This window comes from Burkholderia sp. Ax-1720, assembly GCF_011753035.1.
Lineage (GTDB): Bacteria > Pseudomonadota > Gammaproteobacteria > Burkholderiales > Burkholderiaceae > Burkholderia > Burkholderia gladioli.
On record NZ_VWWK01000092.1, the window covers coordinates 19,629 to 27,872 of the forward strand.

General features: G+C 69.3%; 5 protein-coding genes. All 5 read right to left on the minus strand.

All coding sequences use genetic code 11. From position 1 onward, the window contains the following. Positions 1 to 1,443 (minus strand): peptide synthetase, encoded by a 1,443-nt coding sequence (locus tag F3J18_RS23135; protein WP_025101766.1) that lies wholly within the window; start codon positions 1,441 to 1,443, stop codon positions 1 to 3. After that, positions 1,415 to 1,687: a hypothetical protein gene (locus F3J18_RS23140; protein ID WP_166914446.1), complete on the minus strand. Its 273-nt coding sequence runs from the start codon at positions 1,685 to 1,687 to the stop codon at positions 1,415 to 1,417. Before F3J18_RS23140 ends, F3J18_RS23135 begins: the two co-directional genes overlap by 29 nt. A gap of 306 nt (positions 1,688 to 1,993) precedes the next feature. Further along, positions 1,994 to 4,183 (minus strand): TonB-dependent siderophore receptor, encoded by a 2,190-nt coding sequence (locus tag F3J18_RS23145; RefSeq protein ID WP_166914447.1) that lies wholly within the window; start codon positions 4,181 to 4,183, stop codon positions 1,994 to 1,996. A gap of 594 nt (positions 4,184 to 4,777) precedes the next feature. Next, the gene (gene fhuB / locus F3J18_RS23150) at positions 4,778 to 6,805 is read right to left on the minus strand and encodes a Fe(3+)-hydroxamate ABC transporter permease FhuB (RefSeq protein ID WP_345892528.1); all 2,028 of its coding nucleotides are present in this window, start codon (positions 6,803 to 6,805) and stop codon (positions 4,778 to 4,780) included. Next, on the minus strand, positions 6,795 to 8,244 hold a 1,450-nt coding region (locus tag F3J18_RS23155), incomplete at its 5' end, for an ABC transporter substrate-binding protein (protein ID WP_240156427.1). The genes fhuB and F3J18_RS23155, both read right to left, overlap by 11 nt.

The following is an 8,244-nucleotide window of genomic DNA, read 5'->3' on the forward strand; positions in this document are numbered from 1 at the left end:
TCAGGCGGACGCGCCGGCCTTCGCGTTTGCATCGAGTTCGGCGACCAGCGCCTGCACCCAGTCGTTCGGGATGATCGGCTGGTGGTAGGTGCACTCGCCCGAGAGCACGGTCGAGCCGTGCAGGCGGCCGTCGGGGATCAGCACCTTGTCGCCGACGTTCATCTTCAGCTGCATGCCGACGTTGCCCCAGAACAGCATCTGCCCTTCCTCGATGGTCACCAGGCGGTGATCGTTGTGGACATGGGTGGTCGAGCACATCTCGAAGGGCTCGACGAAGGTCTCGCGATCGATGCCGGGGCATTCGACGTCGATGCGGTCGCTGATGCGATGCGCGAACTTGATGTAGTGGCGGATCGACGACAGCCACAGCAGTTGTTCGCCGAGGTCCCAGCGGGCGCGCTCGCAGAGCCGCTCGGCCGCGGCCGCGCCCTGCACCGCCTGCGTGTAGGCGGGCGTGCCGAACTGCGCGGCGATGGTCCGCAGCGCCTGCTCGAAGCGCGCCACCAGTTCGTCGGCACGGCGCGCGAATTCGCCCGGCTCGCGGCCGGCCGGCACCAGGTGCGCGCAGGCGCGTTCGAGCGCGGCACCGAAGGCCAGCCATTCGGCCTCGGCCGCGAAGGCCGCGCCGACCAGGCCGAAGGCGCGATCCGGGCGGCGGCCCAGCGCGTACAGCAGGTTGGCCTTGGCGGTGCTGGTCGGCAGGTAGAACTGCCAGTAGGCGTGCTGCTGGCGCGTCACGCCCACCGAGGCGGCCACCTTCTCGAGCAGCGCGTCGGACGGCAGGTCGCCCTGCAGTTGCGGGCGCAAGGATTCCGGCAGCATGTCGAGGAAGCCGCTGGCGGTGGCGCGGGCCAGCGCGCGGCGCTTGGACGGCGCCAGCGCCCAGCGCTGCACGGTGATGAAGCGCAGGCCTTCCTGCAGGTAGTCGTTGCGCATCAGGCGCGCGAAGTTCTCGCCCCAGAATGCCGTCTCGTCGTCGATGATGCGCTTCAGGCGCGCGGCCGCGGCGGCCGGCTCGGCCTCCAGCGCCTGTTCCTGCGACAGGTACTCGAAGGCATAGGCCTCGAGGAAGGGCACGATCTGCGCGCCGAACACCTGCACGTCGTCGCCGTAGAAGCCGCTGAAGTGCTGCCATTCCTCGGCGTCGGCGCTGCGCGGCAGGCGCGCCACGCCCAGCTCGTAGATCGACAGCAGGGTGCGGCCCGAAGCCAGCGCCGGCAGGCGGCTGACGTTGTGCATGCGCACCGGCTTCTGGAACTTCAGGAACTCGAAATCCTCCGGCCGCAGCGGGCGGCGGTGGAAGTCGTCCTCGAGCAGCAGTTCGCTGACATGCGCGCTGCGGAACGCGTGCGCGGCGGAGAACTGCTTGATCAGCTCGACATAGCGTTCGCTCTGGCCGACGAACGGCGAAAAATCAAATAGCAAAGGCATGGCTTGCGTCATGACGAAGGTTCCTGTGAAGAGATCTCGGAAGCGCGCGGGCGGCCAGGCGGCCGACGGGCGCGGAAAGAAGCCGGGAGTGCCGGCGAGCGGCATCGCGCGCGGCGAAGCGGCGCCGGGCGGAATCGCGTGAGCAGCGCGACGGCGATGCCGGCGGCGCGCTGAAATCGAATACCCGGCGCGAGGCGCCCGGGTGGACTGGACGAACTGCAATCGACATCGTCATGCACACGTCAGCGAGATTCATGTTCCCTCCATTGCCCGTGCGCGGCCGCGCCCAGGCATCGTTGGCGCCGCCGCTCAAGTCAACTGCACGACCCTCGCTTCGGCCCGAAGCTGTCGTACGCGGGTAAGTTATAAAAATTCACAATGCAAATCGGAATGATTCGCATTCTATGTTTCAATTTCACGACCACTTCGTGACCGCCGCTGTCACGCACACCCTCACTGCCGGTACACGCTCCCGGACCAACCGGGTGAAACCGCCCGGGCTAGCGGAGCGCCCGGGCTTGTTGCATGGCGGCGGGACCTGCCCGCCGCCGGGTGGGTTCGATCAGAAGTCCGAGCGAACCGTCAGCATCACGTTGCGGCGATCGCCGAACACGCTGTAGAAGTTGCCGGGCGGACGCAGGTAGTAGTCGCGGTTGAAGATGTTGTTCAGCGCGAGCGAGGCCTCGACATGCTTGTTGAAGCGGTAGCCGACCTGCGCGTTGAAGATCGCGTAGCCGCCCTGCACCACGCCGCGCGTGGTCTGCGTCTGGGCCAGCATGCCGCCGCCGACCGACAGGCCGCGCAGCTTGCCCGAGGAAAACGCGTACTTGGTCCACAGCTTGAACAGGTGCTTCGGATCGGTGCCTTCCGACAGATCCGCGGCGGCGTTCTCGTAAGCGGCATTCAGGTACGTGTAACCGGCATAGACGTTCCAGTTCTCGGTGGGCTGCCCGGTGACCTCGAATTCGAAGCCCTGGTCGCGCACCTTGCCGGCCGGGATCGAGAAACCGGGATTGTTCGGGTCGGCGACCGCGCGGTTGTTGTCGTTGATCCGGAACAGCGCCGCGGTGGTATTGAGACGCCCACCCAGGAAGCTGTTCTTCACGCCGATTTCATACTGCTCGCCGGTACGCGGCGGCACCAGGCTGCCGCCGACCTCGTTCGCGACCTGCGCGGCGAGGAAGCGCGAGAAGCTCGCGTAGGCCGTCGTGTTGCGCGTGATATCCCACACCAGGCCCACCGACGGCAGGAACTTGTGATTCAGGTTCACGTCGGTCTGCCAGTCCGCGACGGTCGGCAGCAGCGACTGCGAGCGTTGCTCGTAGAAGGCCTCGCGACCACCCAGGACCAGGGTCAGCGGGTCGAGCAGCTTGACGCGCGCCTGCGCGTAGAAACCGTACTGGACCAGGCGCGTATTGGTACCGAACGTGAACGGCACGTCGACCTTGCCGATCACGTTCGGATCGTAGAGGCTGAAGGTGCCGAGCGGGCCCGGGCCGGCCAGGGAGGCGTTGCCGCTGTAAGCCGTTTCCGACATCAGCGAGTAGTTGGCACCGACCGTCAGCGTGTGGGTGCGGCCGAACGCCTGGATCGGCCCGCTCACGTTGGTGTCGGCCCCGAACCAGTCGTAGGTGTTCTGCTGCCGGCGCTCGGTGTAGCGCGCGATGCCCGGGGCGAGTGCGCCCGGCCCGCTGTCGGCCTCGTCGGACTTCACGAATTCATGGCGATAGAACAGCGTGGTCTGCGACTTCCAGCCGTTCGAGAAGCGATGGACCAGGTTCGCGTTGACTTCCTGCAGCGAGTTGTACGCGTAGTTCCAGTCCGGCGCGAAGTTCTGCGAGAACGAGCTCGGCACGCGCGCGAACGGCGCCGGGCTGGTCGGGGTGGCGAACAGGCCCGAGGCGCCGTAGTCGAAGCCGGTATTGGTATTGACCTGGTAGCCAGCCGACATCGACAGCGTCGTGCGCGGCGTGATGTCCCAATCGATCGCGCCGTAGGCGGTCACCTCCTTGGTGCGCGCCCGGTCGATCGACTGATGCTGGTCGCTGCCGATCAGCACGGCGCGCCCGCGCAGCGTGCCGTCCTTGTTCAGCGAGCCCGTCACGTCGACCATCTGACGCACGCCGCCGAACGAGCTGACCTGCGTTTCGGTGCCGATGTGGAATTCCTTCTGCGGGCGCTTGCGAACCAGGTTCACCGTGCCGCCCGGCTCGCCGTTGCCGTCGAGCACCGCGTTCGGGCCGCGGATCAGTTCCACGCGGTCGTAGATGCCGAGGTCGAACTGCTGCAGGTACTGCAGGCCGCTGACGATCGACACACCGTCGAACTCGATGCCGAGCGCCGTGCCGCGAGCATGGTAGTAGGCCGTGCCGTCACCGTATTCGAACGCGCTCACGCCCGTCATGTTGCGCAGCGCGTCCTGGATGGTCGTCATGTTCTGATCGTCCATCCGCTGGCGCGTCAGCACCGAGACCGAGGCGGGAATCTCCTTGATGGGCACCGGCGTGCGACCGCCGATGGTGGCATTGCGCGATGAGTACGAACCGCTGTCCTCGGTCGTCGCGTCGGCCTCGGCCGACACCGACACGGTCGGCAGCGCCGTGCTCTGCGCCGTGCTGGCCGCCTGCTGCGCGTGCGCCGCGCCGGCCCAGGTCGCGCACAACGCGATCGCGATCGGCGTCAGCCGGATCGCCCCTGCCTGTCGATACGAAACGCGTCTGCCGCGTCGCCACACGTCCATCGAGATTCCCATTTGTTGATTGCGCTCCAAGTGTGGTTTCGTCCGCCGTCGCCCGGAACAACGACCCGGCGGCCGTTTGTAAGAATCACCGCATGCAGGCGAAATGCTGGCAATGCATTTCGAGATACGGTTGATCGCGTCCGGTCGGCCTACGCACCTTCCCCACGCCGGAACGCGAGACGGAATATTACCGATAACGATTCTCATTTGCAATTCATTTACGAACTCAAACACGATGAAATTGCCCTTGCGGACCGTGGTTTCCAATCGTTCGAATGCATCGGCGCCGCAGCGGAGAGGCGCGGCGTGCGCGAGGCGGCAGGATGCGGGGGGCGGCGCGCATTTCCCGGGCATTTCAGACGTATTTCTCCGGCCCTGGGCCCCGGATGCCGCATCGACGGAATTGCTTATCGAATGCGATGGCGAAACGATGCGCCGGCCCGATTACGCGCGGCAATTCGATGAATCGACGCAGCCACGCGCCCACCGGTGCGTCGCTGCGTGATAGGGAATGTGGGGAATAGCGCGGCGCGATCGGAACCGATCTCCGCGAGTCGGGGCACGGCACGCGCACGCCTCGACGGGCATGCGCGCGCCGCCCCGGCATCAGGTCGAGGTGGCCGTCTTGCGCAGCATCAGCGCGATCAGGTAAGGACCGCCGATCAGGGTGGCCACAAGGCCCGAGGCCACCTCCTCCGGAAATACCAACTGGCGGCCCAGCCATTCGGCGAAGGTCATCAGCAAGGCGCCGATCATCGCCGCCACCAGGATCTGCGAGGCGGGCCGGCGCGCGCCCGAGAAGCGCGCGATATGCGGCGCGATCAGCCCGACGAAGGACAGCGGGCCGACCAGCAGGGTCGAGGCGGCGGTCAGCACCGCGGCCAGCAGCAGGATCAGCAGGCGCGCGCGCCCGACCGGAATACCGAGCCCCCCCGCCACGCCGGCGCCCAGGCCGAGCGTCTCGATCCAGCGGCTCATCAGCGGCGCGCAGACCAGGCCGAGCAGCGCGATCACGGCGGCGGCGTAGGCGATCGGCGCCTGCACGTAATAGGTCGAGCCGACGATGAAGTTGAGCAGCAGCCCCACCCGCGAATCGCCGCTCGACATCATGGCGCTGACCACCGCCTGCAGCAGCGCGCTGATCGCCACGCCGATCAGCAGCAGCCGCTCCGGCGCGAAGGCCACGCGCGAGCCGAGCCACATCAGCACCGCCAGCGTGACCACCACGCCCACCAGGCAACTGAGGAACAACATGCCGGGCCCGGGCGTGACGCCCATGAACAGCGCCACCACCAGGCCGAGCATGCCGCCCGAGCTGACGCCGAGCAGGTCCGGGCTGGCCATCGGATTGGCGGTGATGCGCTGGATCAGGGTACCGCCGATCGCCAGCAGCACGCCGGCCGCGGCCGCCGCCACCGTGTGCGGCAGGCGCCAGAACATGATGGCGCGGATCTGCTCGAGATCGCCGATGCGCCAGCCGTCGACCGTGCGCGTCACGCCGAAGCTGAGCGCCAGCACCACCACCAGCGCCAGCAAGGCCAGCGGCAGGCGGCGCGCGAGCCGCGCGGGCGCCGGCGCGGCGATGCCGGCCGCGTGCAGGTCCGGCTGGGCGCGCAGGCGCGGCAGCAGGAACAGCAGCAGGGGCACGCCGATCAGCGAGGTGACGGTGCCGGTCGGCAGCAGATGCGCGGAGAACAGCTCGGCGGACGACACCACGCGCACCAGTTCGTCGGTCAGCCACAGCAGCGCGGCGCCCAGCAGCGGTGCCCAGACCAGGCGCTGGCCGAGCCGGCGCGCGCCGGCCAGGCGCGCCAGGGTGGGCGCGGCCAGGCCGACGAAGCCGATCACGCCGACCGTCGAGACCACCGCCGCGGTCAGCACCACCGCCACCAGCAGCGCCACCACGCGCGTGCGGTGCAGGCCGACGCCGAGGCTGCGCACGGTCGAGTCGCCGGCATCGAACACGCCGAGCGGACGGCGCAGCAGCACGGTCACGATCGCGCAGCCGAGCACCGCCACGCCGAGCATGCGGCTCTCGTGCCAGCCGGTCTGGTCGAGCGCCCCGCCGCCCCAGATCATCAGGCCGCGCAGCAGCTCGAAGTGCGCCATCGACAGCGCCAGGCTGATCGCGCCGCAATAGAGGTTGACGATCATGCCGGAGAGCACCACCGCGAGCGGCGCCATGCGCTGCCGCGCCGACAGCGCGAACACCGCCAGCATCGCCAGCAGCCCGCCCGCCAGGGCGATCACGGGCCGCCCCGCCACCAGCCAGGACGGGCCCCACAGATCGGCGACGATCAGCGCGAGATAGGCGCCCGGGAACACGCCGAGCGTCATCGGCTCGGCCAGCGGATTGCGCAGCACCTGCTGCGCGAGGGTGCCGGCCAGCGCCAGCGCGCCGCCGCACAACAGGGTCATGGCGATGCGCGGCAGCATGCTGTCGCGCACCAGGATCTCGCGCAGGTTGTGCGGATCGGGGGAGCTCAGCGCCTGCCAGAACGAGGCGCCGTCGAGTTCGGCGCGGATGCCGAGGATCGCCAGCAGCAGCGAGACCGCGATCATCGCGCCGATCACCCACCAGCGCGTATCGCGCGGCGCGGCCTGGCGCGGCAGGCTCATCAGGTTACGCAACACCGCCGCCTCCCGCCTCGATCGTGCCCAGCGCGGCGTCGATCGCCCGCGCGAAACGTTGCATCGACACCAATCCTCCATACGGCGCGATCACCGGCAGCTCGGCCACGCGGCGCTCGCGCACCGCCGGCAGCGCGTGCCAGATCGCATTGCCGGCCAGGCCGGCACGGGCCGGCGCCTTGACCGGGCCGACCAGCAGCACGCTGGCCTCGGGCACCTCGGCGAGCCGCTGCAGCGGCACCAGCGAATAACCGGCCTGGGTCGGCCAGACCGGCCCGCCGTCGCGCGGATGCGCGGCATTGCGCACGCCGATCTTGTCGAGCATCTCGTCGAACAGGCTGCCGCGGCCATAGACGCGCAGGTGCCGGTCGTCGACCAGGTCGGCCACGATCACCGGCTTGCCGAGCCGCGCCGGCCGGGCGGCGAGCCCGGCGCGCACGGTCTCGATGGTGCGCTCGGCCTCGGCCACCAGCTCGACGGCGCGCCGCGGGCGGCCGACGCGCGCGGCCAGCTTGCCGGTCTCGTCGCACAGATCGCGATACGGCGTCTCGCTGGTCATGTACTGGCTCAGGATGATGGTCGGCGCGATCCGCTGCAGGATGCGGATCGCCGGCGCGTGGCCCGGCGTGAGCACCAGCAGGTCGGGCTTGAGCGTGAGCAGCACCTCGAAGTTCGGCTGGTACAGCAGGCCGACGTCGGCAATGCCCGGCGGCAGCGGCGGCTCGACGATCGAGCTGCGATACCAGTCGGGCAGCGTCACGCCGATCGGCACCACGCCGAGCGCGAGCAGCGTCTCGGTGAGTTCCCAGTTCATGGTGACGATGCGCGTCGGGATCGCGGTGGATTCGGCGGCGCCGGAGGCAGGATCGACGGCGGCCGGTGCCGCGTGCAGCATGCCGGGCCGCGCCAGCGCGGCGGCCGCGCCGTACCAGCAGGCGGCGATGCCGGCGCCGCCATGCCAGAAGCTGGGGCGCCGCAGGTAGCCGTCGGGCGGCCCGACCAGCCTGGCGGACGCGTCGGCGAAATCGACCTCGACGCTCTGCGTGGCGCGCATGCCCAGCGCCTCCCAGCCGCGCGTGCTGACCGTCACGCCGGGTTGTCGCATCGGCACGGCGGCGAGGCGGTCGTGGCCGGCTTCGTCGAGGCAGGTGAGCAGGGCGGTGTCGACGCAGGCCGCGCCCGAGCACCAGGCCTTGGTGCCGGTGAGGCGCACCGCTGCGCCTTCGCCCTCGCGATGCGTGACGCGTAGTTCCTGGCCCGGCATGCGCGCCGCCCACACGGCCAGCAGCCCGGGCTCGGGCTCAAGTTCGGGTTCGGGCTGATTCCCGGCCGGCTGCGCTTCGAGTTCGGCCAGGATCGCATCGGCATCGGCATGGGCCTCGTAGAGCTTCACCAGCGGCAGGTCGTGGGCGAAGCTCAACGAGGCCCATGCCGATGCCGAT

What these genes read in the sequence shown, in the direction of transcription:
- F3J18_RS23135 (WP_025101766.1), bottom strand. Translation starts at nt 1,443, where the DNA reads ATGACGCAAGCCATGCCTTTGCTATTTGATTTTTCGCCGTTCGTCGGC.
- F3J18_RS23140 (WP_166914446.1), bottom strand. Translation starts at nt 1,687, where the DNA reads ATGAATCTCGCTGACGTGTGCATGACGATGTCGATTGCAGTTCGTCCA.
- F3J18_RS23145 (WP_166914447.1), bottom strand. Translation starts at nt 4,183, where the DNA reads ATGGGAATCTCGATGGACGTGTGGCGACGCGGCAGACGCGTTTCGTAT.